Below are 24474 nucleotides of genomic sequence, written 5' to 3'. Positions count from 1 at the left end.
GGCCCCACGGTAGCAAATATATATCAACTTTCCTATGGGTGATAGCCGCTCAATGTGAGTATCAATACTAAAACTAAAACTTTTCGTACCATGATTATTCTCCAAATACCGTTAAAGAAAGCTACTTGTCGGTAATATGATTTTCGCTATCTGTTTAATATCGGCAAACTATAAAACCCGTCGCCCTTGGATAACACGCAGTATCACCACGATGACGGCAATAACCAATAAAATGTGAATGAAGCCGCCCAGTGTGTACGAGGACACCAAGCCCAAGACCCAGAGGATAATTAAGATGATCGCAATACTTTCTAACATGTGTGCTGCTCCGTAAGAGGCCGTCAGCTGGCGGCGTAAGGACAACAGATAAACAATGTACTGCTTGCCCATAATCGGGTAGGCAGTATGTTTAGCTTCTGTAAATTTTTAAAACAACTTATTGTGGCGGTGCAGCGTACAGCGCGGTTAAATTTGCCGCACCACCCAGGCCTGTTCTTAGCTGTCTTCTTTGAGTTCCTTTTTGATTTCATCTTTTATTTCTTCCTTGATATCGCCCAGCCCAGCTTGAATCTTGCCAACATTCTTCTGGGCCTCGCCTTCGGTCTCAAATTTTTTATCACCTATTAACACGCCGGTGGCTTCCTTGATTTTACCTTTGGCAGCTTCAACACGGCCTTCTATTTGATCTTTATTCATGATGGTCTCCAAATGAGTGATAGGGCCAGACCTAAATGGCCATGACCTGCGCGAAGAAAAGGTTTTTCATCGCTATGCGTTTGCCGCTCAGAGCGTCGGTTGGTTGTTACTGCGCGGCTTTTAAGTGCATGACCGCTTCATCAGCAGATTTCTTGGCCAAGTCTGCGTGCTTCATCTTGCCGTGGTCAATTGCATCATTCAGGCTGGTGATACCGGCATCCAGATGTTCCTTTGCGGCATCAGCATGTTCTTTTGCCGCCTGTGCATGTTTGACGACGGTATCAACCGCTTTGCCATCAGCAGATTTAGCCGCCGCTTCTGCGTGTTTTAGGGCTTCTGCCATGTGGCTTTCACCTGCATAAGCGCCGAATGAAGCACCGATTAATAAGATAGCGGCTGATAAGCCAGTGAGTTGGGTAGTTGTGATTTTCATGTGTATTTCCTGTGATTGTGTGATTATTTTTACTATCTTGGTAGTTCAAGTTGACTGAATCTGACAGCAACAACTGAGCCAGCTTTAATTACCTTCCTTAATGTCCTTGTGAAGCTTTTTCTTAATATCGCCAACGCCGGACTGTGCTTTGCCAAGATTCTTTTGGACATTACCTTCTTTTTTCATGGCTTTATCATCCAGTATTACACCTGTGGCTTCCTTGACTTTACCTTTGGATTCTTCAACTTTTCCATTGACTTGATCTTTGTTCATTAAAGTATCGTCTTGGGTTTCTTCGGCATACGCACCAGAGGTGCAAGCCAAAAATATGCCTAGCAATAAACTGGCGAATTTTATAGTCATAAGTTTCATGTGTATTTCCTGTGCTTGTGTAAATATATTCAGAGGTTACCGTGCTATACAGATCTGCCTATCTGGACTGGCTGCATAGCACGGCACGGCACGGCAATACGCAGTTTAATCACCGTTTTTGAGATCTTCTTTAAGGTTGCCAAAACCTTTTTGAACCTTGCCAACATTTTTTTGCACATTGCCTTCGGCTTCCAGCTCCTTATCGTCCATGAGTACGCCAGCCGCTTCTTTAACTTTGCCTTTGACTTCTTCGATTTTTCCTTTTACTTGGTCTTTGTTCATGTCTATCTCCTGATATTATGATAATGGCCAGATAACAATGGCCAGAGCGTAGAATGATGTTTTATCACTCAGTTAGGAGAATACAGGTAAAAATAAATAGCGTCGGTGCGGTAACGAACACAAGTGGACAAATTTCAGGGATTTAATATTTTTTAATCAAAACAAGATGACACTATTCATTTTTTTGAATCAACATATAAGTAATGCCAAGCGCAACCACAACCAGTGCGGTAGCGCTGATATATTCTGGTTGCAGGTGCTTGTAGTCAAAAACAATAAATTTTCGGGAAATAGCCATTAATGCAGTGGCGACAACCAGTTTGACAGGAATGACATCACTTCGAATGTACAGACTAATGTTGATGAAAATTTCGATAGCGATTAACACAGCCAGAAAAGATCCGAAGGTTTCTAATAAATCGTTGGTTGTTAACAGTAGATACGGTGGGTCGCTGATCTTGTCCCAAATGGTGTACAGCACATCAAAAATACTCAGCACAATGACGATGACCATGAGGAATGACAAAAACTTTACCCCAACACGGATAGTGCCATGTAACAACCGTATAAACGGGTCTTCATGCTCCAAAGGCAGTTCTTCATGACTGCTCGCGCTCACCTGCTTTATCAGCTTGGCACGCAAGTGAGTCAACAAGGGGCCAATAATATTTTTATGGGATACGAAACCTGCCGGCGTAAAATCATGTTCAAAAAAGTCGCTAAGACCGTCCATTTTATGCAGTTCTTTAGCATTTATTTTTTCAAATCCCATGCTCCAGTAGGGAAATGCCCGTTCGGTGATGGCTTGTTTTTCAATAACCGTACATTCCCGGTTACGCGGGCCTTGTTTTATTTTTTGGTACACGCTTTCAACGGTTGCCTCATCGCCTTCCAGCACTTGAAAAAACGTGCCATTGGCATACAGCAGAATGCCGGTAATATTTTTGGCACCGTTATTGGTTCGGCATTGCTTCAACAGTTTTAATAAATCTTCTGCACTCCATTTATGGGTTGCCGTACTGGCATAAGTCAGCCTGATCATTGTGTTTTCCTCCTGCTATGGGCTTTTCCATGACGTTGCCCATTATTAAACACATGCTAGTTAAAAATAAGTTTTTCGGTAGCAAAGCCCAATGCTTTGGCTTGGCTAACCAGTTGTTGGAGTGTGGTTTTATCAAGGTCTGGGTTACGTGACAAAATCCACAGGTAATCACGGTCAGGGCCACAAATCATCACCCATTGGTAGCCAGTTTTATCCAGGGCGATAATATTGTAGCCACCGTAAAACGGGCCAAAAAATGACACCTTCAGACGGCCTACATCACTGCCATCGACAAAATAGGCTTTACCGGTCGCTGATTCCCTCGCTGCTTTCTGGGTGTTGTAACCGCTGTTGACCACTTTTACCCCGCCATCACCCAATAAGCTGTATTCGGCGCTAATGTCAGACAAGCCGCGTTCAAAGCGATGATCTAAGCGGGCAACTTCGTGCCAAGTGCCCAGATAGCGTCCCAATTCAAAGCCAGTGACAGGCTTAATGCCATCGGGAATGCCGGTGCAACCGGTAAGCAGGGCTAGCAAGAGACTGATTAAATAACGCATGGTAAAACCTCAAGATAAAGAACGGATAGACTGGAACAGCACCTTGCAACGCTGGCTTTGTACGCTGTGGTCGAGCATGGGGGGGTGGTTTACGCTGGGTTCAACTTTAAACCATTGATGGATGATTTTGTTGGGGATGGGCCTCCAATTCAGGTAACCAACGTTTAATGTAGACGCGATGGGGATCAAATTTTTGAGCTACCCACTTTATATCTAAGGTGGGACAGTTTCAGGTTAAGCCGTTCGTGGTGAGCTTGTCGAACCATGAACAACAGCCTTCGACAAGCTCAGGCCGAACGGTAGTGTTGTAGTTTATTGTCCCGTCTTAAGTAGATAGCCAATTTTTGTTGCTGCAACCAAGGCTCACCGTTCGCTTAATTTTACGAAGTGGGGGTAAAATTAAGCGAACGGTCGTTACCGACACCATTCCGCAATTAATTTCTGACATTCGATACTCCAGTGGCAGCTTGTTTTATCTTGGCAAACGCCACCTATTTGCGTCCTGAAACACGGGCGTTTCTGGCTAGCTGTTTGAATTAAGCAAATTAATTCTGTTTCAGAAAAAATATTTTCCGGTTCAGACACGCCTACCGCTTTCGCCAGCTGTCGTAATCCAGCAATAGACATCTCTCCCTCATCTTTGGATACCGCCAAAAACGATTCTATCAACATGGCAATATAATCTTGCTCTGCCGCTAGCCAATCTACGGTTTCATAGCCAAGCTTAAAGCCCCGTGCTTCGGCTTTATAATACGCGGCTTCGGCTATCCATTGCTGACGATAACTAGGATTGCCGTCGGCATGATATTCAGGTACTCCAGAATCTGCCTGCATGGGGGTTTGCCTCACCTAACAAAAAATGATTACACCTACAGATTAATATCAATGTCCACTCGCTTGCTTAAAATCAACACTTTGACCATTCTGCCCGATATTAAATTAAGATAAAGGCAAAGAAGTTAGCGTTAAATTCCTATCTGCATGGTACATTTAACAGTTTTAGTTTTGTTGTCCAGCGCAGTGGCTACTGCTCTGTAGCGTAAAAAGCCTAAACAACTTTGTGATAATTTATGATAGTCAAACGCGTCACACATTTACCAACCGACACTGGAATAATAAAATGGAATCCATTTTCCACAAAACAGACTGTCTGCATTGCAGAATTGCTGATCTTTGCCTGCCTCATGGCTTAAGCGGCGATGAAGTCTCTAAGCTAGAAAGCATTGTTAGACGTAAACTCCCTGCCAAACCGGATGAATATCTGTACCGGCAACAAGATCTGGCGCACAGTGTATTTATGGTTAAAACCGGTTCGTTTCGCAGCTTTGTATCAGATACCAACGGGGTTGAACAAACTATCGGTTTTTATCTGCCCGGCGAGCTGATGGGCTTGGATGCTCTGGAAAATGGCCGCTATCATTGCTCTGTCATAGCCTTGGAAAGCGCTACACTGTGCGAATTACCCCTGCCAAGACTCCAAGATCTGTGCAGTAAAATACCCAGTCTGCAATCTCAGCTTATGCACATTATTGGCCGAGAGATACTGTCTGAACATGACCATATCGTGCTGCTTAGTAAGCGTTCGGCACGGGAAAAAATGGCCACTTTTCTACTGATGCTGTCCACGCGTTATAAAATGTTAGGTTTTTCCAGCACAGAATTCAACCTGTCCATGCGCCGTGACGATATCGCCAATTTTTTAGGCTTAACCATAGAAACCGTCAGCCGACAACTGACCGATCTCAGTAAAAACGGTATTATCACCGTTAAGCAACGTAGCATTCACATCAATAATTTGCACTCACTCAAAGAAATTGTTGAGCCATGCTTGCCGCAGCATTTTGCACTGGCCAATTAATACATGCTCACGTAAAGGTTAACTGTCTTGTTCTTAACAGTTAACCTTTTTTCTGTCATTAATTTGTCTGTACTGCCTTGAAAAAATCAATAATATCTTTGTTTTTACCCGGCCATTCAGGATGCAGCCCTGTGCCTTCACAATACCAGGTCTGTACATTGTTTTTGCAGCCGCTGTAAGCAACACAACCTTCAACGCCGCTGACCGGTGTAGTAAAGGGCAGGGGATTACCGGTTTTATGATCCAGGGCTTTTTGTTTGAGTTCTTCTTTGTAATAGCTCTCCCAATCCTGGCTACCTGATGCCGGTACTTTCCTGTCTTTAGTACTGTAGGTTTTGGTATCGCATTTATTACATTTTGCCCACCATTCAATTGCCTGTTTACCAAAGTTAGGAAATAGCTTGTCTTTGTTACTGTGCATTAACATAACCGGAGTCGGTTTAACGCAGTTGCGGTCTTCAAAATCTTGGCTGCCAGTACCAACAGCGCTGGGTGCAATGGCGGTTGGAATGTGTTTGGTACCGTTAAAATAGGCAATACCCATAGCAATCGTACCGCCATCGGCATGGCCAGTCATAAAGATTTTTTTATGATCGACGCACCATTTTTGTTCCACAAACTTTGGTATTTCAGCTAACTGTACTATCGTCTCTGGCGACATAGAGCGGTGGTCAGCATAAGCGATAATAAAACCCGCTGCCGTCGCTTCTTTGGTTAAATACATAAAGGTTTCTGCCTGGTTACGATCTTTTCCACCAGGGGCATAGACCATCAGTAACGGATGCGCGATGGTATCTTTGTAATTGCTCGGTGTCCGGACAGAATAATGCACGCCGTCATCGGTTTTTTCATCATCACTGGCACCGATTTTACCCGTTTTTTCACCCAATCGACAGCCCGCTACAGCAACATCATTGCTATAAACCGCTTCACTGAGTGATACCCCTGTTTTGGATGCAGCGATCACCTGTTCATCTGGTGTATAAAAGGTGGTGCTGGCTCCAGTAAAGCCTATCATAAACAAAGCAATGGAAACGATTACCGCCGTCATGGCATCGAGTGATTTTCCTCGAAAGTGCAACCATTCTTTCTTAAACAAGCCGACAAAAAAAACGGCAATCGAAGCAATAATCAATAATCTGAAAAAATATAACAGCAAGGTATTCATTAGGTTATCCTTTTTATAAGTCGTGCGGCTGAACAAAAAGGCAGCCGTATCGGTAAACCCCGCGACGTACCCACTAGACGTAGGACACGAAAAAGTTGTACCGTTGCTTTAACTTTTATTTTGTTTCAGCACGTCATATTTATTTGTAGCGCTGGTTAATTTTGGCTACTCACTAAGACGGAACAAAAAACTAGACCACTGTGCTTAACTTGTCGAATATTGTGCGGCTCGACTTCACACATGCCGACAAGTTGAGTGCAAGTAATTAATGTTCCGCCTTAGTGAGTAATCATAACTTTACAGCGCATGGTCATTATCATACGCTTTATTAAACAGTAATTGATCCAAATCAAATAATCGTCAATCACCAAGATCATTCGACTACAAAATCAGTAGAACACGGCTTATTCAGATTGCCAACAAATTAGCCTGCGCCAATTGAGCCAAAGTGTTATTTTTAAAACCATACTCAGAATCAACAAGAGTAGCTATGCAATACCTCGCCAAACACACCATCTAATGCCCTGCAAAAATTCATGTCAAGGCTGAACCATAATAGTTTTGTATGCTCATTGACATCGAATAATGTGCGATGTAATGACCACCGAACGCAATCGCAGTAAAACTTAACTTTTCTTAACAATAGGAGTGTTGAATTTTTTAACAGTTACCTATATCTTGCTTAAGCTTGTAGTGGCATAAAGCTAGCCATTTAATTAAATTTGAGTTTATAAAGGATATTCTGATATGAAACACGACACACTTAAGCGGGCTTTATCCTTGTCTGTGCTAGCAATAAGTTTATATCATGAAGCCGCGTGGTCTTATGACACTTCCAAAGCGCACTGCTCCCTAAAAACGCTTGCTGGAAACTACAGTTGGGACGAAACCACTCGCACCGATTACTCAAAACTAGGCTACTCACTGTTCGGAGCAGGCTGGGTGTACGCTGTTAGTGTAGGTAGGGAAGAAAATGACGGTAAAGGCAATATAACGAGCGGACAAATGACCATTAACAATAGCTTTGATGGCAAAGTGAGAACTGAAAAGTACACAGGTAAAGTCAGCGTTAATGCAAATTGCGTGGGTACTTACGATATTACGCTTTTCGACGGCACCAGTGGTGGTGGCGGCACAATTTATATTGACCCAATCAGCCGTAATTTTACCTTGCTTGATGAGCATAACATTGGTGTCGCAAAGTTTGTAAGAGATGGAAACTGATATAAAACATTAAGTCCAGTGATGAAGTCATTGGGTTAAAGGCAATGATGTAATGGCTGTGCTTTTCAAGCCTAAAAAAATCCTGTAATAATTAGAATAATCATGATTAATCGTAAAACACAGTTTTCTTTAATAAATACTTAAGAGGATGCATTTAGATGAAAAATAATACACTTAAGCAGGTTCTGCCTATGTTTTTTCTGGCACTGGGTTTGCATCAGGGGACTGCTTGGTCTGCGGGACTTCCCAATGCCGGATGTACCTTAAAGACCCTTGCCGGAAGCTATAGCTGGGACGAAACCACCCGTACCGATTATTCAAAATTTAAATATTCATTATTCGGAGCCGGTTGGGTGCATGCGGTGAGCGTAGGCCGAGAAGTTAATGACGGTAAAGGCCATATTACGGCGGGGCAAATGACCATCAATAATACTTTTGATGGCAAGGTAAAAACTGAAACCTACACCGGCACGGTAAAAATCAAACCCAATTGCGTTGGCACGTATGCTATTACCCTCGCTGATGGCACAAGTGGCGGTGGTGGGACTATTTATATTGATCCCAAAAGCCGTAATTTCACCCTGCTTGATGAACATAACATCGGCACTGCAAAATTTATACGAGATGGCAACTAAGACAGCAAAAGGCACAAAGCCTACCATTAAGGCGTGATGATGCCAGATAGCCTCGATATTTTTATTACCCAAGAGCAATGGGCAAGCGTCTGTGCGCCGATAGAAAAAGCGCGGACACTGCCGAATCAGGCTTTTACTTCCGAAGCTTTTTTTGAGTTGGAGGTGGAGCGCTTGTTTTGTCGGCAGTGGATTGCACTGGGCTTTATGCAGCAGACACCGACACCAGGTTGCCTATCGCCTATGGAATTTGCTGGCATTCCGTTACTGGTTGTGCATGGCGACGACGGTGTATTACGGGTTTTTCATAATATAGTCGCTTACGATGGTTGCCTAGCGGTGATTGAATCGATCCAAGGGCAAACCGAGATTGTCACTCCGTATCATGGCTGGCGTTATGATTTACGCGGTAAGCTGGTAGCAACGCCCTATTGGGATGGCAGTGAACAGGGCGGTTTGGCGGCATTTAAAGGCCGTTCGGTTGACCTTATCGAGGTACGCAGTCGAATTGAGCTGGGTATTATCTTTATTGACTTAAGTGGGGTGGCGGATGATTTTGACCACCATATTGCGCCCTTGCATACGCTATTATCTGACTACCGTACCGACAATTTAGACATAGGCCGCGATGCAGAGGGGGCATCGCTTTTTGATAGCGAAGACTTGGCTACTAACTGGAAAACCCATTACGAAAACTGGGCCATCAACGTGCTGCATGAGGGCTTCACCCATGAAATTTATGCAGAATCATCGCAGATCCCACGGGTGGATGAAAAAGGCGAAAAAACTTACGTCGAGCTTATTGACGGCGCTTTAATGGCACTGTCTTACCGTGAGCAAGATTTTTCTGATACCTACCAACTGGATGAACTGCCGTTTACCCCGTTAGGTGTCAGCCCAGAGGTACTGCCAGAACGCGCTTTTATTGGTTCGCTGTTCCCTAACCTGCACATGGCGGTATTCCCGTATTTTATTCATTTTATTATTGTGCATCCTGTCAGTGCGGGGCAAACACGGACGTTGAGAGCGCAGTTTTATGAAGCCACCTCAGCAACCGACCCCGATATGCTTGAAGTGCGCCTTGAACATCAGCATGAGTTTCAGCAGGCAGGATGGGAAGATGGCCGCATTATTGAAGCCATACAAAAAGCACGGCGCTCCCCCGTGTATCAACAGCAGTTTTACTCACCGTTTTGGGATAACATGCGGTACACCTTTTCTAATGCCGTGCTCAATGCCTTAAGGGTAAGCGTTCAGTTCCCCTCTTTGAAAAAGAGGGGTTAGGGGAGATTTTTTAAATAAATCCCCCTCCAATCCCCCTTTTTCAAAGAGAGAGGTGAACACATACCTTTAAAGTAAAGCATTGGCGGATTTGACTTTACAAGAGAGTAATATGGCAACAGGCATAGAACGTTTGCATTTTATGGTAGGGGAGTGGGACATTAAAGCCTACTCTTTGGGCGAGCAGGGTGAATGGGTAGATAGCCCGTTGCCAAACTGGACCAAGATAGAACCGTTGTTCGACGGTGCATTTTTACAGGAACAGGTTGTGCCGATGCAGATTGGCGCTAACACCGTGCGGTTTTTTATTATGTGGTCGTATGACAAATACCGGCAGGTTTACCGGATGTTGGCCTGTGATGACCACGATGGCCTGATGGATATTCTTGAAGGCAATTTTGAAGCCGGTAGCGATACGATGGTGGTCAGCAATGTCAGCACCAATACCGCTGTGCTTGATGCCGATGGCAAGCCTGTCCACCTGCGTTTGTCATCCACTAAAACCAGTGCCGACAGCTTTACCGATGAAATGAGTGAATCATTGGACGGTGGGCAAAGCTGGTTACCGGTCTACCGTGCTGAACATACCCGTAAATAAGGATCAAGTTAATCCGTGAACCCAAAAATCGATGCGTTATTAGGCAGCGTACTGCACCGGTTGGAAGCTGATGGCCGTCCTATCCCCCATAATATCTGGCAAAATGCCTTATCAAAAACCCTGCAATCTTGCATCCCACCCTTGCATCACTCCCCATGGATGGAGTGGGAATACGGCACTTGGGTAGGGGCGTTTGCTGGCTATGATGAACTGGGACGGCAATTGGGTGAGGCCAATGTTGTACCTGAATGGCGTGCCAGCCCGCTAAAAGACAATTGGCGGTCTTTTAAGGGGGGGGGCATTCGGCAAGGCCATCCTTATAACGTGGATGCCATGCACGAAATGGTTCATTGCTGGGATGATCTGTTGCTGGATGCAGCAACTTTAAGGACGCTATATTGCCAGCATTTTAAGCGGGATAGCACGCAACGCTTGGCGGCAAAAGATTTATATATCATGACTTCAGTAGCGGTGTCGCTGTCAAGTTTTCTGCTGCGCCGGGGTGATAGACCCACCGCCGATGGTGCGTTACCCAGGCAGGTGGCAGCGGCTTTTAAGGTCATTGGTGGTATGTATGCTGCAAGCAACCGAATGCTAAGCCAGGCGCATCCCATGCTCATGGACTCCGAGCTTGACGTTGAGGCCTTTATGCAGTATCTGGAAGATGAAAGCTTGCTGCTTTCCCCAGAAATGCGGGCGTGTGCAGGCCCTGTCAAAATGATACGGCAAATGCTTGGCGCATTGGTTGACCCTACGGACAGTCCACCAAAAAACGGTTTTACCTATCTGGGCGATGATATTGAACGCGCTTTTGCTTACGGCGTACTGTGTGTGCGTATTGACCTTATGGTGTTGCTGTATTGGCGCAGCTTAGGCCATTATCTTGCGCCACTGTTACAAGATTCCGATACGCCAACAAAACTGCGTGCGGCTTTGCTGGATGAGGTCGAGCTGGGCATGGAAGACACCCTGTCGTTACAGGCTTTTAATATACTGATAAAGCATATTTTGGGGTTATTTGAATCATACGAGCCAGAACAAGGTTTCCTGTCGAGCCTACCCGCTTTCGATGAACAATCCTGTGTGGACATTGGAAGTATCAGTGCCAACTGCCATCAGTTAGAGAGAGCGATGCGGGTTTTTGCCTGCCAACAGCAAACAGCGCTTAATCAGGTCTTGCAAAGACAAACGCCAGCCTTGTCGGTGCATACGTGGTCACCTGCACCGGGGTCAAGCTTTCTTAACGCTTTACTAGCAATGGATTCAAGAATGACAGATCGTAGGTATTCTTAAAAAGAAGGTACTGATCAGGCGTATTTTACACCTTTCTTAAGTTAAGCAACGTACAGCGTTTTCACAGTTCAATAGTTACAGCGTAACCGTTAGCACTGAGCTTGTCGAAGTGTACCATTCGTGCTTCGACAAGCTCAGCACGAACGGTGGCTGTAACTGTCCTAAGTTGAAAACGCTGTATATGAAATAACGTGAGCAAATTCATGCTTCGACAGGCTCAGCACGAACGGAAGTGGCGTTTAAGTTGTTCAACTTATTTCATGCACGTTCCTAACCGTTACAAGCAGTCGCCAAATTACGGGCGTAATTAAAAAACACTATGAAAATTAGGCACTTTATTTTAACAACGCTATGCCCTGTTAGCGCCTTGTTTTTGGTCAATCAGGCCATATTAGCAAACGGCAATACTGTGGTTACCCAATGGAATGATGTTGCATTGCAAGCCATACGAAATACCCATCCTGGCCCACCTATTGTTGCCAGGGCTTTAGCTATCACGCATACCTGTATGTACGATGCGTGGACGGCGTTTGACAATAAAGCCTTTGGTACCCGTTTTGGTAAAATCTTACGCCTGCCCAAAAGACAACATACTAAAGCGAATAAAGACATCGCCATCAGTTATGCAGCTTACCGGTGCTTATCCGACCTGTTCCCCAGTGAGCGTGCCCATTTCAATGTTTTGATGAATAGACTTGGTTATAAGGCGGGTAACAAGACTACCAATTTAGCAACACCTGCTGGCATAGGTAATGTTACTGCAAAAGCCGTATTAGATTTTCGTCATTACGATGGCGCTAATCAGCTGGGTGATTTGAATCCTGGCGCTTATTCTGATTACACGCATTATAAGCCTGCTAATAGCCCTCTATCAGTCAAAAATCCCAATCATTGGCAGCCTTTACAAATGGGGGTTAGCCCACAAAAATTTATCACCCCCCAGTGGGGCAAAGTGCTGCCTTATGCACTTACCTCTGGTGGGCAGTTTCGTAAAAAGTTACTGAAACCCCCCGATTATTACAAAGAATATAATCAATATAAACTACAAGCCCAGCAGATTTTAGATTACAGCGCCCATTTAACCGACGAGAAAAAAGTCATTGCGGAATATTGGGCAGATGGGCCAAAATCTGAATTGCCACCAGGGCATTGGACACTGTTTGCGACGTATGTCTCTGAACGCGATCATCACACAGTCGATGAAGATATTAAAATGTTTTTTGCCATCAGCAATACGCTTTTTGATGTCAGCATTGCCTGTTGGGATGCAAAACGTTACTTCGATTATGTCAGACCTATTACAGCCATCCGTTTATTGTATGCGGGTCATACTATTAAATCGTGGCAAGGCTTAATAGACGGTAGACAATGGCGGCCTTACCAAGCCAAAACGGTTATAACGCCGCCTTTCCCAGAGTATATTTCAGGGCACAGCGCCTTTAGTGCGGCGGCGGCAGAAACATTACACTTATTCACCAGAAACGATAATTTCGGCTACAGTGTCACCGTGCCGGCGGGCTCATCAAAAGTTGAACCGGGTATTGTACCCGCAGAAGATACGGTGCTTTATTGGGCAACGTTTAGTGATGCTGCTGCTGAAGCGGGGGTATCCAGGCGTTATGGCGGCATACACTTTATTAAAGGTGATTTGGAAGGCCGAAAATTAGGTCGGGCTATTGCTACGATAGCGTGGAAAAAAACGCAGAAACTATTTAATTGAAAACACAAGGTCATGATGATTTGGAGCTGACCAACGTACCCGTGCCATCTTGTGTAAACAACCCCAGTAACAACACCCCATTTTTCGACCGATCTATCAAATGTACCCGCTTAATACCGCTTCGGCAGGCATGCACGGCAGCTTGCATCGGCAAATAAACCCGTTCGGAAATATGAGGGTATTTTTGTAAAAAATCGACGGCGGTGGCGAGGGTCATTTGACGTATTTCTTGGCCATTTTCTGGATGGTAACAGCTTTGTTCAGTCATCAAGATGAGTTTTTCGGCCTTCAAGGCAATCGCTACTTCGGTGGCCAGCTTTTTGGCCGACAAATTAAAAATATCCCCACTCGGTGAGTAGCCAATAGACGAAATTATCACAATATTACTTTGCTCAAGCTTGTGTTGTATCGCTGCGCTGTCAATAGAGCGCACTTCACCGGTGTAGCCATAATCAATGCCATCAATCACCCCAATCGGTTTTGCAGTCACAAAATTGCCTGAGGCTACTTTCAGTTCATAGCCCGACATAGGAGAGTTGGCAAGCCCCATAGACAGCAAGGCCTCAATTTCTACACGCACTAGGCCTGCGGCTTCTTTTACGCATTGCAGAGCCACATCATCGGTGATGCGGCGTTGGTTATGGAAATGTGCAGGATGGTTGAGTATGGCCAGGCGTTGGTTGGTGTAGCGACGTATGCCATGCACTAATACCAAGCGTATTCCTAAACTGCTGAGCAAGGCAAAGTCATGAATATGGTGGTCGAAATCGGCATCCAGTACCGCTTCCCCCTCAAAAAAAATAACAAAGGTTTTGTTGCGGTACGCGTGTATATAGGGTGATGAATCCCGAAACCAAGTGATAAAAGCCTGCTGGGGTGACAATGGGCTATTATTCACGGCCACTGCTAAGCGCTTGGCTTTCGATAGCCGATGGGCAGTATTTTTCAATGGCCGCCTTCAAAACCTGTAAATGCTTGCCATCGTGTTCTGGGCGCGTTAACACATGGTGCGTCAATGGCAAGAGGAGTTTTGACCAGCCTTTAGCCTGCGCTGTTTTGGTTAATTGAATGTGAGTGACAGCAGGAGAGAGGGCTGCAAGGCGATAATCATAGTCTGTTTCAATACCAAAATTACGCACCCTTATTGTGTAACAGCTGTTGTTTTTCAGCCGGATAACCTCCACTGTTTCGTTATACCGGAGACCATGCACAATACGGGTTTGCTGGTAGCGACTGCCCTCGACACGTTGTCCAGACTGGCTAGGAATAACGGCGGAGAGGTGCTCGAATATTAACGTCACATGGGAAAAATGGGTTATAAACGCAAATACCGCATCAATAGGGCAACAGACCTGTACCGCATCGACCAGCGCTTTCATACCGGCACTTACGGTGTGGCCGTTTGCTGGCGTTTTTTGTCCTTGCGTTGTTGCATGCCAAGACGAATCAGCGGCAGCAAAAACCGTACACCGGCCTCCCGCTCCAGGGTAGTGTCAAAGCGCGTCATGTTTTGCCTAAACGCCACATAGCCTATCCAGATGCGTTGCCATTCTTGTTGCATGACTTGATGGCCTTGGCTGGCAAGCACTTGATCCAGGTACAAATGCACGGTCTCCATAGCCACGGCGGTATGGCCGGAGGCAATATTGTCAATGGTGAGGTGCAGGGTAAAAAAATACGGATCCATTTTCCAATAGCGCAACTCATCAATAATTTGCATATAGCTTTTGCCTAATCCACTTAACTCAATGGCCAGGTTTACACCGATAATTTCTGGTAAAAAAGCCTTGGGAAACAGCGAAACCGACAAGGTGAGCAAGGGCAAATCAAAGGCAAAATTACGCAGTGTGGGCTGCATGGCAAAGGCCAGCGCATCGGTGGGCGGCATGTGAATGCCTTCTTTTTCCAGCAATTTTCGGTACACATTGGGGTGATTCAGCACGGTATCGGCATTGCCCACCTCATCCGAGTAAATCCGAAACAACCGTGCGGAAATCTCGGTCTGTGACATCCCTGCCTTAGCAATATGCTGCACCCAAGAGCCATCCACCATCGGGAAGGGCGCATATTGCTGGGTAAACCACACCATAATTTCACGCGGCACGGTAGACGGTGGCACAAAGATTTCGTAAGCACTGGTTTCGGCGCTGTAAATTTGCTGGATGCGGGTTTGAAATTCATCATGGCTATACGGAAACAGACGCAATGATTCTGGCAAGTTACGTTTGGTCAGATTTTTTTTAGCCTGCTTAAAATAGTGCTGAGCTATTTTGCGGGCAGTCGGCAATACATCAGGATAAAGGTCGGCATTGACAAAATAGTAATACAATTCGCGTTTGCTACAGCGGGCATAGGTAGCAAGATCGGCACTGTCATCGGAGTGATAGTGCGCGACAGGGGAGAGGGGCGCTGCCTGTGTGCTTACTGAGGTGTGGGTCGTTGGCTTACTGTTTGGTTCGTCGGCCAAGCTGTGTACCCATTCCGCCATAATGGCTTGTTCAGCCTCGGTAAAAATGCGAAACATGGGGCCGCCAAAGCTGATTGATCGGGTCAGTAACGCACTTTCTAACGGGGATTTTACATTGATAAACGGCGATGTGGCCAAGGCCTGCAAAAAACCTTCGGCATCAAATGGGTCTTGTGCGAACCAATCGTTGATAGGGCAGCCACCCAGTTTTCGGTTACGGTGCATATTGCGGGCGTGCGGGGCTTTTTCACGCACCATCGCTAGCATTTTTTGCTGTGCTGTCAGTATCCTCGGTTTACTGAGGGCATCTTGCAGGTCATTTTGCCAAGCTTCACTGAGTACCTTATGGCTGAGTAAGCCCTGCCAAATACGCTGCCAGTGTTGTTGGCGCTCATTTTCATCGCTCACATTTTCAAGGTAGTGCATGACGGCATCACAGCTACGTTGTGCATTAGCAGACGGGCTGTCAGACAGGTCGTAATGTTGGCAATAACGTCTATCCCAGCCGTGTTGCTTAAATTCATTCACTAAGCTTATCAGCAAGCGGTTAGGCGCGACAAAAAAATGTCCCAGGGTAAAACCCAGTAACTCCGGCAGGTAAACGCGTGGAAACAGTGACAGAGCAAGTTGGAAAACAGGGTAGGAAAACGTTTGCTCGTTTAGGGTGCTGTGTAAGCTAAATAATCGGCTATTAACCTCTGGCAGATAAATGCGTGCGCTGCCCAGCAAATCTTGAAAGCATTTGCCGTAATGTTTTGTGGTGTCGCCATCACCGATTTTTTCTGCATAGATGTGGAATAGCTGTGCGGTTATTTCGGTATGGTTAGTGGCCGCCAAAGAAATATTTTGCAGCCAACAGCCATCAATTAAGGCACTGGGGGCGTATTGTTTTAATAGGTAATGCAGTTGCTCGGTGCTTGGAGAATTTACAAGGGGGGTATTGTCCAACTGGTGTTGGTGCAGGGCTGCCATACGTCCAGCAAAGCTGTCTGAACTGTAGTGAAAAGCGTGCAGATGTTGCGCTAGTTTGTCTGGCTCTGTAAGCAGCGCCTGAACACTGCCCATAGTCTGTATAACCCGTTGTTGTGCATACGCCCAAACCGATGGAAATTCATCGGCATTAATCAAACAATAAAATAATTCCCGATCAGACAGCTGGGCATAGTGCTGCACATGTTGCTGTGCCTGGCTACCAAAGGCCACGGGTGGCAGTGTGCTTGCATGGGCTTGTACAGTTACCGCGACCATAACCAGACCCTCATGTTTGCTAATTAAAGTTAAATTATAAAGGACATTAAAAGCCTATTAAAAGGCTATTAAGGCTATCTGGGTAAGTAAATCAAAGCAATTTTTAGCGAATTTTTATAATTTTCATTTAATAATCAAATATATAAAGCTATTTTTGGACAACAGTTAAAAATGTTAAGAATTGTTGCGCTCTATTCAGCTTCAAAGATGTTTGGTGTAAATTACTCACTTACCATTCGCCTATTTTTTTTACAAACAAATTTAATTGTGCGAAGGTATTTTGATGTTTTAATCGGGCATGAATATTAAGTATCAATCTTTCGAAATAAAAAAGCGAACGTTATATCTAAGCCTAAAAAATAAAATTAATGGAGAAGACAAATGAGCGATTGGTTAAGTAAAAAACAATTGAAGCTATTGAGAAGGGCTTCAGAAGATGAAAATTTATCCCTACCTATTCCAACCCAAGTGATTTCAGACGGCGAAAACATGCCGATTCCTCAAACCAAACAGCAAGCCCAGGTAGAAGCTCTAATAAAAGAACAAGCGGATGTCATCAGCAAGTCACATGGCGTGAGTCGCCGTGAGTTCTTGCGTACTTCCAGTGCTTTTGCCGTTGCTTTTGGGGCGATGAATCAAGTATTTGGTGGTGACTTATTCGGTGTAGGAACGGCAGAAGCAAGCGAACCCGAAGCGGCAGAAGAGTATAGGTCTAATTTCCGTGATCAATTCATATTTGATATCCATACACATCATGTCCATGAAGACTATGCTTGGCCAAACCAACTGGGTTTCCTCGCCGTAGCTAAAGCAGCGGGTTGGGCAAAAGAATTGGAAAATGTAGCTTTGGATATCAAGAACTTAAAATTTGCCCAATATGTAAAGGACATTTTTTTTGACAGCGACACCTCTATGGCCGTACTAAACAATTCTTATACGTGGGATCCGATACGGCAGTTAATTACTGAAAACCAAGTAGCGGCAAGCCGAGACCATATGAACGCTTTGGCTCAGAAAAAACGTGTTCTTGCACACGGAACAATTTGGCCTAGTAACCCACGCTATCTTGATGACATGGATCGGCAAGCTGAAGAGCTTAAAGTTGATGGTTGGAAAGGCTATACAGTGGGTGATCCTTGGGGTTCTGGTTCTGATCCCGATGGTTTGGGTCTCCGACTGGGTGAAGACCCCAAGCTTTTCCTTCCTTGGCGGTTAGATGATGAAAATATAGCCTACCCTGCTTATGAAAAAGCTTTGAAGTATGGCATTAAAAATATCTGCATACATAAGGGTATGATGCCTGCTGGTGATTACCAGTCCTTTCCAAATTGGCAAAATGCCTTAGTCGATGATGTGGGTCAAGCAGCAAGAGATTGGCCAGAACTCAACTTTATTATTTTCCATTCGGCATTACGCCCCTTATTGGATGCCAGTCAGTATTCTGTAGAATTTGAGGCAACTGGCAAACTGCCTTGGGTCGATGAGCTGGCAGCCATTCCAAAGCAATATGGTGTGAATAATGTTTATGCTGAAATTGGTTTGTCTTTCGCTATGACGACAACAACTTATCCTAGGGTAGCGGCGGCAATGTTAGGCAAGCTTATTCAGGGAATGGGTGCAGACCATGTTATCTGGGGAACAGACTCACTTTGGTTTGGTGGCCCACAATGGCAAATAGAAGCATTCCGGCGTATTGAAATTCCGTTAGATATACAAGAAAAATTTGGCTTTGCGCCTTTAGGCAAAGGCAACAGTAAAGTTAAAAATGCAATTTTCGGACTCAATGCAGCACGGCTTTATAATCTGGATATTGGCCAACACCATCATGATAGCCATCATGGACATCACAGTGGATTGCGCGACCGTTTAACAGGAATGAAAGACCAGTACCTTGCGGCCGGTGGCAAACGTGACAATGTCTATCATGGACAGGTTTATAACAGAAAACGGGGCTAAGCTTAAATATAAGTTAAGTGGGCATATATTTTTGTGCCCACCTAATTTCACTTTGCTAAGTTGGTTGATTCAACTAATAAGTGTAATCGCTATAATCCTTTGTTTGTAAAATGTAAAAATACAGTTTTGTATAAAATATCATCTGCTTCATTAATCAATAATGACTACGTTTTCAGTCCGCATTGGATTACAAACTCAACAACCCACCCGTTAAAAGCTGGTGGATTGACTATCAGCGAACTAAACCGCCGACTGAAAGAGAATACGACTGAAAGTCAGGCGCTTTAAGCCACTGCCTACCGTGCATTCGTGTGGGCTAAAGCTGCCTTGTGGAAATAAAACTGCACTTAGGTTTGCACAGTAAAATGGCAATGAAAGGTTCTGCAACGATTACCATTAATTTTCCGCTGGAGTTATCGCGTGGCGAAATCTATGATCCTCAAACGGTTAAACTTTATCGTAGTACGGGGTCAGGCTGGACAACCGACGGTATTACCCAGGTGACTTTAGATGTGGGAAAAGGCGTGTTAGTTAGCACAGTAAAGACCTTAGGTAATGGTTATTTTGCTGTGTTAGCAACTCAGGTGAGTGGCCCTGTTACGCCCGAACTGGGTAGTCATAACCATGTTATGTAAACCGTTTTAAATACAAACACCTGTTGCACAATTGCTATGCTACAGGTGTTTTTTGCTTATTAGGAGTTAATAATGAACACTGTCATTTTAGTAATTGCACGGATTCTTATGGCGCTTGTCTTTGTGTTGGCGGGTTTGGGTAAATTGGGTGCTGGCTACGCCACTACGCAAGCCTATATGGCATCAATGGGCACACCCGGCATGCTGTTGCCACTGGTTATCGCGTTGGAAATTGGCGGAGGTCTTGCACTGATTCTCGGCTTTTTTACGCGTTGGGCGGCGTTAGCCTTGGCGGGATTCAGTATAGTGGGTGCGCTGATTTTTCACCACGATTTTGCTGACCAGACACAGATGATCATGTTCATGAAAGACTTTGCTATGGCAGGCGGTTTATTGTTGCTCTTTGTTTATGGTGCAGGGTCTTTTAGTATAGATGCCAATAAACGTTAATAGGCGATAGTGTTATTACACAACCCCCAGACTTTACTGGGGGTTGTGTTGCCATCCCTATGGCATAGGACCAATATCAGTCGCATTACCCGCAGGCGTTATAAAGTGCCAAGCACCTGTTTCGGTATTCACCTTAGTAATCGCAAGATTTGGCATGGCTTTACGGAGCTGATCAAGCGCCTTTAAGCTAACATTCGTCCTAGCAATCCGCAATGTCTTCAACGATTTAATAGCCTGTATATGCTGCAAACCTTTGTCAGTCACGTTAGTGCCAAACAAGTTCATTTCTTGTAAGCCATTAAGACCCACTTTGGCGCGCTTCAAATAGGCATCATTAATTTCAGGGCCAAACAGATAAAACTCCTGAAACAATGGCAGCCATTTTCTTAAAGATTCAAGACCGAGTTTAGAGGTCAATTTGGCATCCAGTGATAAAGATTGCGCGTTAGCATAGTTTTTAAAATACGCCATGCCTTTATCTGTCACTTTGGTCTGTGATAAGTCATAGCAATGCAGATGCTTAAATTTACTTAACATCTTTACGGTTGCGTCACTGATGGATGTGCCACGTAATTCCATAGTGTGTATGCTGGGTAAATACTGTACCAAGGCAGTGCCTTTGTCGGTAATGCCCTTAACATTGGTTGCGCCAATAATTTGTAATTTCCGCATGTCCTTAATGGTTTTCATGGCTTCGTCATTGACGTTTGTTTCGGCAAATTTCAAAATCCGCAGGTTCTTCAACGCTTTTAAGTGTTTAAAGCCAGGCCCCGTAATTTTAGTATCTTCCATAGTCAGGTCGATCAAGCTGGGTATTTTGCCAATGCTTTGCAAACCTGCATCCGTCACTTTATTACCGTCAATATGCAGTCCTAACAAATTCAGATCGGTCAGATAACTTAAACCGGCATCGGTAACCGCTGTGCCACTCACATCCAACTGTAATAATTGTGCTGAGTTTTTAAGTGCTTTTAGCCCGTCATTATTCACCGCTGTACCTGCAAGTGCCAATGACCACATATTTGTTAAACCACTAAGCTGGGGCAATCCAGCACTGGTTACCCCTGTATAGGTAAGAACCAATTCTTCCAGGTCAGTAAGGCCTTTTAAATTGGCTAAACCCTTATCAGTGATTGCAGTGGCATCGAGATACAAGTTTTGTAAATAGGGTTTGGTTTTTAGGTAAGCCGTGCCCGCATCAGTAACGCCTGTATAGCCTAAATCCAGATTGTTAAGATCTGTTAAGCCGCTGAGCGTTTTAAGACCTGTATCCGTTAGGTTTGTACGTTGTAAGCCTAATTGCTGTAGGCTAGTCAATGCTTTAATATGCTCAACGCCTGCATCGCCAATAGGGGTGTAATTAAGACTTAATTCCTCAAGCTGTTTCATCTTTTCCAGCGCCACCAAGCCTTTGTCACTGACATGAGTGCCATCAAGCCCTAGAACCCGTAAATAAGGCATCGCTTTAAGATAACCCAAGCCCGTATCGGTTATTTGTGTGTGACCTAGATTAAGTTCATTTAAGCGAGTTAAATTTCTAAGCACAGCAAAACCTTTGTCAGTAACGCGCGTGGTATACAGCGATAAACGACGTAAGTTTGGCAAGTTTTTTAAATGCTCTAACCCTGCATCGGTAATCTTTTCACCCCTAAAATAATGCCGATATTCTCTTTGCAAAGGCGCTTGTCCAAGGCTAATTTCCTCTAATTGCGGCATACGTTTTAAGGTGAGTAAGCTCTTATCGGTGATTTTACTGCCATGCAATTGCAAGGTTTTTAAATTAGGCATTTTAGCCAGACTTTTAACACCCGCATCCGTCACCTGAAAGCCACTGACTTGAATAATTTTTAGATCGGGTAACGTTTTAAGCCAATTAAGAACATGCTTGGGGACAGGCGCAATAGTAAATTTATTGCTGCTCATTTTAATGGCTTCCACGTTTTTTATTGCGCCAATCTGTGCCAATTGTGCATTGGAGACTCGAAGTTCCGGTAAATACACCTCGGTGATTTGCTGCCCCAAGCCATTTTCACCTTCGTGCTTAACGACCACGCTGCCATTAAGACTGTTTTGAATTTCAGCTATCATGCGACTATCAAGAGCCGCTTGTGTTTCAGCGTGGGCAAGGCTCTGATAACTCAGCAGGCTAATGGCTAGTAATAAGCTAGGTGACCTTATAAATCGCTTTGCTAACATGGGATATACTCCTATAGTTTTATATTAAATACTTCCCTGAAAAAGGAGGTATCGGTAAGTCTCCTGATAGACGACTGGGTGACTTATGTGAATGCCCTTAATTTAAGGTATAGGGCTAATATCGGTACTATTTACCCGCAAGGGTAGTAAATCGTGTTATACACAGGGTGTTTATCTACCCAGTTATCGTATCCACACACTGTCGCGTTAGGGTTGCTGCATTATTTCAGGCCAGTTACGCAGGGTTTTGCCATACACAGACGTTAACTCAGTAAACATCAAGGTATCGCTTGCTGGGGTAAATCCCAGTGCCAACACAATCGCATCAAGATGGTCATTAAACGAGCGCAGCACAGCCGTCTCAAACGCAACATATTTTGCGACATGCGCGGTAACCGCTGCCGTTATAATGCTGTGGTAACCGGATAGCTCAAAAACCTGTGCCAATTGCTGCAAAATAGCATCGGAAAGTGGCTGGGTGTCAGGTGTAGTAGAAGGCTGGCAGTCAATTTCTTCAAGGAATGCCGCTTGTACCATCAGCCATTCATCCAGAGAGTGGCCACTTTCTGCCAGGGTAATCTGGGCAATCTCCACGGCAAGCCCTGATTGAGCAGCCAGCAATTGGGCAAAACTGGCCTTAAGATAGGTGTTGATGGCAATTGTCAAGTCAGCCGGCAAAGACGGCTCGTTAAGCTGTAGACAAAAGCCGTGCATCTGGATAACAAACAAAATGGCCTTGCGCCATAAATTGGAGCTATGAAAACTAAATTGGTCGCACGCATCCCAATCAATGGCCATGTTAGCCAATGCCGGTAGAAGAGCGGCTTGTCCAGTGTCTGACGCTGGGCCTTTCATGATGTCATAGGCTCTACTGATCATTTCTTCCGAACCGCCGCACACTTCATCAGGGCCAATTAACAGTTGTTGTTCCTCAAGGTAAGCATAGAAACCTTTCGCATCCGGCAGCGACTTTTCATCATCACTGCTGTTGAAACTGTCATTCATCATGGCCAGAAAAGTGGCTTGTTGAAAGCCCAGGCACACTTTGTAAAGCCCTGACACCATAATGGGGATATGGTGTGTCGCCAACGGCTGCAAACGGCGCAGCACCAAATAGTCACTGAGAAAAACCCCCATCCCAGAAATCAGCGCCAAGTCATAATAGCGGGTAACCGGTGTGCCATAAAACGCCTGATAACGCTGACTTAGCGATGACAGCAACGACAGGCTATGTTGCCATTCGGGTAAAATACTTTGCAAAGCGCTGGCATTCATCGGCTTGGCATGGTGGTGGCGGCTACCGGAATACGGGCACGACTTGAACGTTGTCTCAACCTGGGTAAAAGCCAGTGAGCGGCCTTCCCCTATCGGACGGCCATCGACATCAAAATACTCATGGACACGGCGCTGCATCAAGTCGTTAAACAGGGCCACTTTGTCGATACCCCTAGCCTGGTTCATCATGATTGCATCCTACGCAGGTTGCTTGGGGCGTAAAATCAACTGCACTTCATCCTTGCCGTAAATGAAAGCGCCAAACAAGCCTAAATACCAGTATTTGGGTGACAGTAACGCCGACCAGCGGTAACCCTCATTTAAGGTAGCCAAGCCCCCGTAAGTATCCCAATAATGATCCATTGCTGGCACATTGAGAAACGGTATCCAGCTATGAAAAAAAGGCTGCCTGGCTATCTGCGCCACTTGCCAGCCCTTTTGTGCCAGGGTGTCAATCAGCCAGGTGTGGGTCAGGAGATGGCGGTGGAAGGGCTGCTGCAAAATTTGCCGGTGGGCGCTTATTTGGGCAAGGTCTATTGCCAAGGCATCCGGTGTTTCTATATAGATAAAACCGTTTTCTGCACAAAGCCCAATCAGGGTGTCCAGATGACCCATCACCGAAGTGTCGTGTTCGATCACATCGGAGGACATCACCACATCATAGCGTTTGGAAAGCATGCCGGTATCGGCAAATTCCTCGGTAAACGGATCGTAGCCATAGGCTTGGTAGCCTTGTTGTTGTAAGAAACGCAGAAAATGTCCGCCGCCACAACCATAATCCAAAATGCTGTGCTGCTGGGTGATGCCAGATTTTTTTAGCCAGGCCAATTTTTTGCCAAAGAAAAACCGGGTGACACGATCAGGTTCATTGGATTCATGCAGGCCGTATTGGCTGTAATAATGTCCCAGATCCACGCCTTCTAGGGCATGAATACACTGGCAGTTGCCACACTGCCACACGGTAAACGTCTCTTGCTCAAATACGCGCTCACTGGAGGCGACAACGGCTTGCAAAGTCGCCGCCGAAAAGCTTTCAGGTGCTGTGCATAAGTCACATTGGGTGTAATTTTCTAAAGGTTTCATAGTCT

25 protein-coding genes are annotated in these 24474 nt (G+C 45.1%); 10 read left to right on the top strand and 15 right to left on the bottom strand.

Annotated features, from left to right (window positions below; genetic code table 11):
• Window positions 1–168: 168 nt before the first annotated feature.
• From CRENPOLYSF2_RS16770 to CRENPOLYSF2_RS16735, 8 genes are all read right to left on the bottom strand, one after another.
• Entirely contained in the window at window positions 169–318 is a 150-nt protein-coding gene (locus CRENPOLYSF2_RS16770) for a lmo0937 family membrane protein (protein ID WP_140396892.1), read from the bottom strand.
• Between the two features lie 177 nt (window positions 319–495).
• Window positions 496–696: a CsbD family protein gene (locus CRENPOLYSF2_RS16765; RefSeq protein ID WP_087145099.1), complete on the bottom strand. Its 201-nt coding sequence runs from the start codon at window positions 694–696 to the stop codon at window positions 496–498.
• Between the two features lie 106 nt (window positions 697–802).
• Complete coding sequence (smbP, locus tag CRENPOLYSF2_RS16760; protein ID WP_087145098.1) at window positions 803–1129, bottom strand: small metal-binding protein SmbP; 327 nt, start codon at window positions 1127–1129, stop codon at window positions 803–805.
• An 84-nt stretch (window positions 1130–1213) separates the two neighbouring features.
• Window positions 1214–1501 carry a CsbD family protein gene (locus CRENPOLYSF2_RS16755; protein WP_176371157.1) on the bottom strand — a complete coding sequence of 96 codons (288 nt, stop codon included), beginning with the start codon at window positions 1499–1501 and terminating at the stop codon, window positions 1214–1216.
• A 105-nt stretch (window positions 1502–1606) separates the two neighbouring features.
• Window positions 1607–1783 (bottom strand): CsbD family protein, encoded by a 177-nt coding sequence (locus tag CRENPOLYSF2_RS16750; protein WP_087145097.1) that lies wholly within the window; start codon window positions 1781–1783, stop codon window positions 1607–1609.
• A gap of 172 nt (window positions 1784–1955) precedes the next feature.
• Window positions 1956–2825: a phosphate-starvation-inducible PsiE family protein gene (locus CRENPOLYSF2_RS16745; protein WP_087145096.1), complete on the bottom strand. Its 870-nt coding sequence runs from the start codon at window positions 2823–2825 to the stop codon at window positions 1956–1958.
• 56 nt (window positions 2826–2881) lie between these two features.
• Window positions 2882–3385, bottom strand: coding sequence for a lipocalin family protein (locus tag CRENPOLYSF2_RS16740; protein ID WP_087145095.1), 504 nt, complete (start codon window positions 3383–3385; stop codon window positions 2882–2884).
• Between the two features lie 414 nt (window positions 3386–3799).
• Window positions 3800–4219, bottom strand: coding sequence for a DUF2934 domain-containing protein (locus tag CRENPOLYSF2_RS16735; RefSeq protein ID WP_087145094.1), 420 nt, complete (start codon window positions 4217–4219; stop codon window positions 3800–3802).
• Between the two features lie 286 nt (window positions 4220–4505).
• Between CRENPOLYSF2_RS16735 and CRENPOLYSF2_RS16730 the strand changes: the two genes are divergently transcribed.
• Window positions 4506–5243 (top strand): helix-turn-helix domain-containing protein, encoded by a 738-nt coding sequence (locus CRENPOLYSF2_RS16730; protein ID WP_087145093.1) that lies wholly within the window; start codon window positions 4506–4508, stop codon window positions 5241–5243.
• Window positions 5244–5301: 58 nt separating this feature from the next.
• On the opposite strand, the gene CRENPOLYSF2_RS16725 is transcribed toward CRENPOLYSF2_RS16730, so the two are convergent.
• Window positions 5302–6411 carry an alpha/beta hydrolase family protein gene (locus CRENPOLYSF2_RS16725; protein WP_087145092.1) on the bottom strand — a complete coding sequence of 370 codons (1110 nt, stop codon included), beginning with the start codon at window positions 6409–6411 and terminating at the stop codon, window positions 5302–5304.
• Between the two features lie 747 nt (window positions 6412–7158).
• Here CRENPOLYSF2_RS16725 and CRENPOLYSF2_RS16720 point away from each other — a divergent pair.
• From CRENPOLYSF2_RS16720 to CRENPOLYSF2_RS16695, 6 genes are all read left to right on the top strand, one after another.
• Window positions 7159–7635 carry a hypothetical protein gene (locus tag CRENPOLYSF2_RS16720; RefSeq protein WP_087145091.1) on the top strand — a complete coding sequence of 159 codons (477 nt, stop codon included), beginning with the start codon at window positions 7159–7161 and terminating at the stop codon, window positions 7633–7635.
• 158 nt (window positions 7636–7793) lie between these two features.
• A complete protein-coding gene (locus CRENPOLYSF2_RS16715) occupies window positions 7794–8270 on the top strand; it encodes a hypothetical protein (protein WP_087145090.1) in 477 nt (158 codons plus the stop codon).
• Between the two features lie 39 nt (window positions 8271–8309).
• The gene (locus tag CRENPOLYSF2_RS16710) at window positions 8310–9551 is read left to right on the top strand and encodes an aromatic ring-hydroxylating oxygenase subunit alpha (RefSeq protein ID WP_176371156.1); all 1242 of its coding nucleotides are present in this window, start codon (window positions 8310–8312) and stop codon (window positions 9549–9551) included.
• 109 nt (window positions 9552–9660) lie between these two features.
• A complete protein-coding gene (locus CRENPOLYSF2_RS16705) occupies window positions 9661–10146 on the top strand; it encodes a DUF1579 family protein (protein ID WP_087145088.1) in 486 nt (161 codons plus the stop codon).
• Between the two features lie 15 nt (window positions 10147–10161).
• Window positions 10162–11439, top strand: coding sequence for a hypothetical protein (locus tag CRENPOLYSF2_RS16700; RefSeq protein ID WP_087145087.1), 1278 nt, complete (start codon window positions 10162–10164; stop codon window positions 11437–11439).
• A 319-nt stretch (window positions 11440–11758) separates the two neighbouring features.
• The gene (locus CRENPOLYSF2_RS16695) at window positions 11759–13159 is read left to right on the top strand and encodes a vanadium-dependent haloperoxidase (RefSeq protein ID WP_087145086.1); all 1401 of its coding nucleotides are present in this window, start codon (window positions 11759–11761) and stop codon (window positions 13157–13159) included.
• 10 nt (window positions 13160–13169) lie between these two features.
• Here the strand turns inward: CRENPOLYSF2_RS16695 and argA are convergent, their stop codons facing one another.
• Genes argA through CRENPOLYSF2_RS16680 form a run of 3 tightly spaced genes read right to left on the bottom strand, consistent with a single transcriptional unit; the run spans window position 13170 to window position 16874 of the window.
• Window positions 13170–14057 carry an amino-acid N-acetyltransferase gene (gene argA, locus CRENPOLYSF2_RS16690; protein WP_336469738.1) on the bottom strand — a complete coding sequence of 296 codons (888 nt, stop codon included), beginning with the start codon at window positions 14055–14057 and terminating at the stop codon, window positions 13170–13172.
• Window positions 14050–14538, bottom strand: a complete 489-nt coding sequence (locus CRENPOLYSF2_RS16685; RefSeq protein WP_087145085.1) for an SRPBCC family protein — start codon at window positions 14536–14538, stop codon at window positions 14050–14052. Before CRENPOLYSF2_RS16685 ends, argA begins: the two co-directional genes overlap by 8 nt.
• A gap of 8 nt (window positions 14539–14546) precedes the next feature.
• The gene (locus tag CRENPOLYSF2_RS16680; RefSeq protein WP_087145084.1) at window positions 14547–16874 is read right to left on the bottom strand and encodes an iron-containing redox enzyme family protein; all 2328 of its coding nucleotides are present in this window, start codon (window positions 16872–16874) and stop codon (window positions 14547–14549) included.
• 381 nt (window positions 16875–17255) lie between these two features.
• Between CRENPOLYSF2_RS16680 and CRENPOLYSF2_RS16675 the strand changes: the two genes are divergently transcribed.
• The 3 genes from CRENPOLYSF2_RS16675 to CRENPOLYSF2_RS16665 all read left to right on the top strand — a co-directional run bounded on the left by CRENPOLYSF2_RS16675 (window position 17256) and on the right by CRENPOLYSF2_RS16665 (window position 19915).
• Window positions 17256–18830: an amidohydrolase family protein gene (locus CRENPOLYSF2_RS16675; RefSeq protein ID WP_087145083.1), complete on the top strand. Its 1575-nt coding sequence runs from the start codon at window positions 17256–17258 to the stop codon at window positions 18828–18830.
• Between the two features lie 329 nt (window positions 18831–19159).
• On the top strand, window positions 19160–19465 hold the full coding sequence (locus tag CRENPOLYSF2_RS16670; RefSeq protein ID WP_087145082.1) for a hypothetical protein: 306 nt from the start codon (window positions 19160–19162) through the stop codon (window positions 19463–19465).
• Between the two features lie 72 nt (window positions 19466–19537).
• A complete protein-coding gene (locus CRENPOLYSF2_RS16665) occupies window positions 19538–19915 on the top strand; it encodes a DoxX family protein (RefSeq protein ID WP_087145081.1) in 378 nt (125 codons plus the stop codon).
• Window positions 19916–19972: 57 nt separating this feature from the next.
• Here the strand turns inward: CRENPOLYSF2_RS16665 and CRENPOLYSF2_RS16660 are convergent, their stop codons facing one another.
• The 3 genes from CRENPOLYSF2_RS16660 to CRENPOLYSF2_RS16650 form a co-directional block, all read right to left on the bottom strand.
• On the bottom strand, window positions 19973–22111 hold the full coding sequence (locus CRENPOLYSF2_RS16660; protein WP_087145080.1) for a leucine-rich repeat domain-containing protein: 2139 nt from the start codon (window positions 22109–22111) through the stop codon (window positions 19973–19975).
• Window positions 22112–22318: 207 nt separating this feature from the next.
• On the bottom strand, window positions 22319–23575 hold the full coding sequence (locus tag CRENPOLYSF2_RS16655) for a hypothetical protein (protein ID WP_140396891.1): 1257 nt from the start codon (window positions 23573–23575) through the stop codon (window positions 22319–22321).
• 9 nt (window positions 23576–23584) lie between these two features.
• Window positions 23585–24469 carry a class I SAM-dependent methyltransferase gene (locus tag CRENPOLYSF2_RS16650; protein ID WP_176371155.1) on the bottom strand — a complete coding sequence of 295 codons (885 nt, stop codon included), beginning with the start codon at window positions 24467–24469 and terminating at the stop codon, window positions 23585–23587.
• Between the last annotated feature and the right edge of the window lie 5 nt (window positions 24470–24474).

The sequence above is a fragment of the Crenothrix polyspora genome (genome assembly GCF_900163755.1).
Taxonomy (GTDB): Bacteria; Pseudomonadota; Gammaproteobacteria; order Methylococcales; family Methylomonadaceae; genus Crenothrix; species Crenothrix polyspora.
The sequence above is the reverse complement of the archived record's forward strand: the minus strand, read 5'-3'. Positions and strand labels throughout refer to the sequence as shown.

Excerpts from the sequence above, each read along its gene's own strand:
- CRENPOLYSF2_RS16770 (WP_140396892.1), bottom strand. The coding sequence starts at position 318 with ATGTTAGAAAGTATTGCGATCATCTTAATTATCCTCTGGGTCTTGGGC.
- CRENPOLYSF2_RS16765 (WP_087145099.1), bottom strand. The coding sequence starts at position 696 with ATGAATAAAGATCAAATAGAAGGCCGTGTTGAAGCTGCCAAAGGTAAA.
- smbP (WP_087145098.1), bottom strand. The coding sequence starts at position 1,129 with ATGAAAATCACAACTACCCAACTCACTGGCTTATCAGCCGCTATCTTA.
- CRENPOLYSF2_RS16755 (WP_176371157.1), bottom strand. The coding sequence starts at position 1,501 with ATGAAACTTATGACTATAAAATTCGCCAGTTTATTGCTAGGCATATTT.
- CRENPOLYSF2_RS16750 (WP_087145097.1), bottom strand. The coding sequence starts at position 1,783 with ATGAACAAAGACCAAGTAAAAGGAAAAATCGAAGAAGTCAAAGGCAAA.
- CRENPOLYSF2_RS16745 (WP_087145096.1), bottom strand. The coding sequence starts at position 2,825 with ATGATCAGGCTGACTTATGCCAGTACGGCAACCCATAAATGGAGTGCA.
- CRENPOLYSF2_RS16740 (WP_087145095.1), bottom strand. The coding sequence starts at position 3,385 with ATGCGTTATTTAATCAGTCTCTTGCTAGCCCTGCTTACCGGTTGCACC.
- CRENPOLYSF2_RS16735 (WP_087145094.1), bottom strand. The coding sequence starts at position 4,219 with ATGCAGGCAGATTCTGGAGTACCTGAATATCATGCCGACGGCAATCCT.
- CRENPOLYSF2_RS16730 (WP_087145093.1), top strand. The coding sequence starts at position 4,506 with ATGGAATCCATTTTCCACAAAACAGACTGTCTGCATTGCAGAATTGCT.
- CRENPOLYSF2_RS16725 (WP_087145092.1), bottom strand. The coding sequence starts at position 6,411 with ATGAATACCTTGCTGTTATATTTTTTCAGATTATTGATTATTGCTTCG.
- CRENPOLYSF2_RS16720 (WP_087145091.1), top strand. The coding sequence starts at position 7,159 with ATGAAACACGACACACTTAAGCGGGCTTTATCCTTGTCTGTGCTAGCA.
- CRENPOLYSF2_RS16715 (WP_087145090.1), top strand. The coding sequence starts at position 7,794 with ATGAAAAATAATACACTTAAGCAGGTTCTGCCTATGTTTTTTCTGGCA.
- CRENPOLYSF2_RS16710 (WP_176371156.1), top strand. The coding sequence starts at position 8,310 with ATGCCAGATAGCCTCGATATTTTTATTACCCAAGAGCAATGGGCAAGC.
- CRENPOLYSF2_RS16705 (WP_087145088.1), top strand. The coding sequence starts at position 9,661 with ATGGCAACAGGCATAGAACGTTTGCATTTTATGGTAGGGGAGTGGGAC.
- CRENPOLYSF2_RS16695 (WP_087145086.1), top strand. The coding sequence starts at position 11,759 with ATGAAAATTAGGCACTTTATTTTAACAACGCTATGCCCTGTTAGCGCC.
- CRENPOLYSF2_RS16685 (WP_087145085.1), bottom strand. The coding sequence starts at position 14,538 with ATGAAAGCGCTGGTCGATGCGGTACAGGTCTGTTGCCCTATTGATGCG.
- CRENPOLYSF2_RS16680 (WP_087145084.1), bottom strand. The coding sequence starts at position 16,874 with ATGGTCGCGGTAACTGTACAAGCCCATGCAAGCACACTGCCACCCGTG.
- CRENPOLYSF2_RS16675 (WP_087145083.1), top strand. The coding sequence starts at position 17,256 with ATGAGCGATTGGTTAAGTAAAAAACAATTGAAGCTATTGAGAAGGGCT.
- CRENPOLYSF2_RS16665 (WP_087145081.1), top strand. The coding sequence starts at position 19,538 with ATGAACACTGTCATTTTAGTAATTGCACGGATTCTTATGGCGCTTGTC.
- CRENPOLYSF2_RS16660 (WP_087145080.1), bottom strand. The coding sequence starts at position 22,111 with ATGTTAGCAAAGCGATTTATAAGGTCACCTAGCTTATTACTAGCCATT.
- CRENPOLYSF2_RS16655 (WP_140396891.1), bottom strand. The coding sequence starts at position 23,575 with ATGATGAACCAGGCTAGGGGTATCGACAAAGTGGCCCTGTTTAACGAC.
- CRENPOLYSF2_RS16650 (WP_176371155.1), bottom strand. The coding sequence starts at position 24,469 with ATGAAACCTTTAGAAAATTACACCCAATGTGACTTATGCACAGCACCT.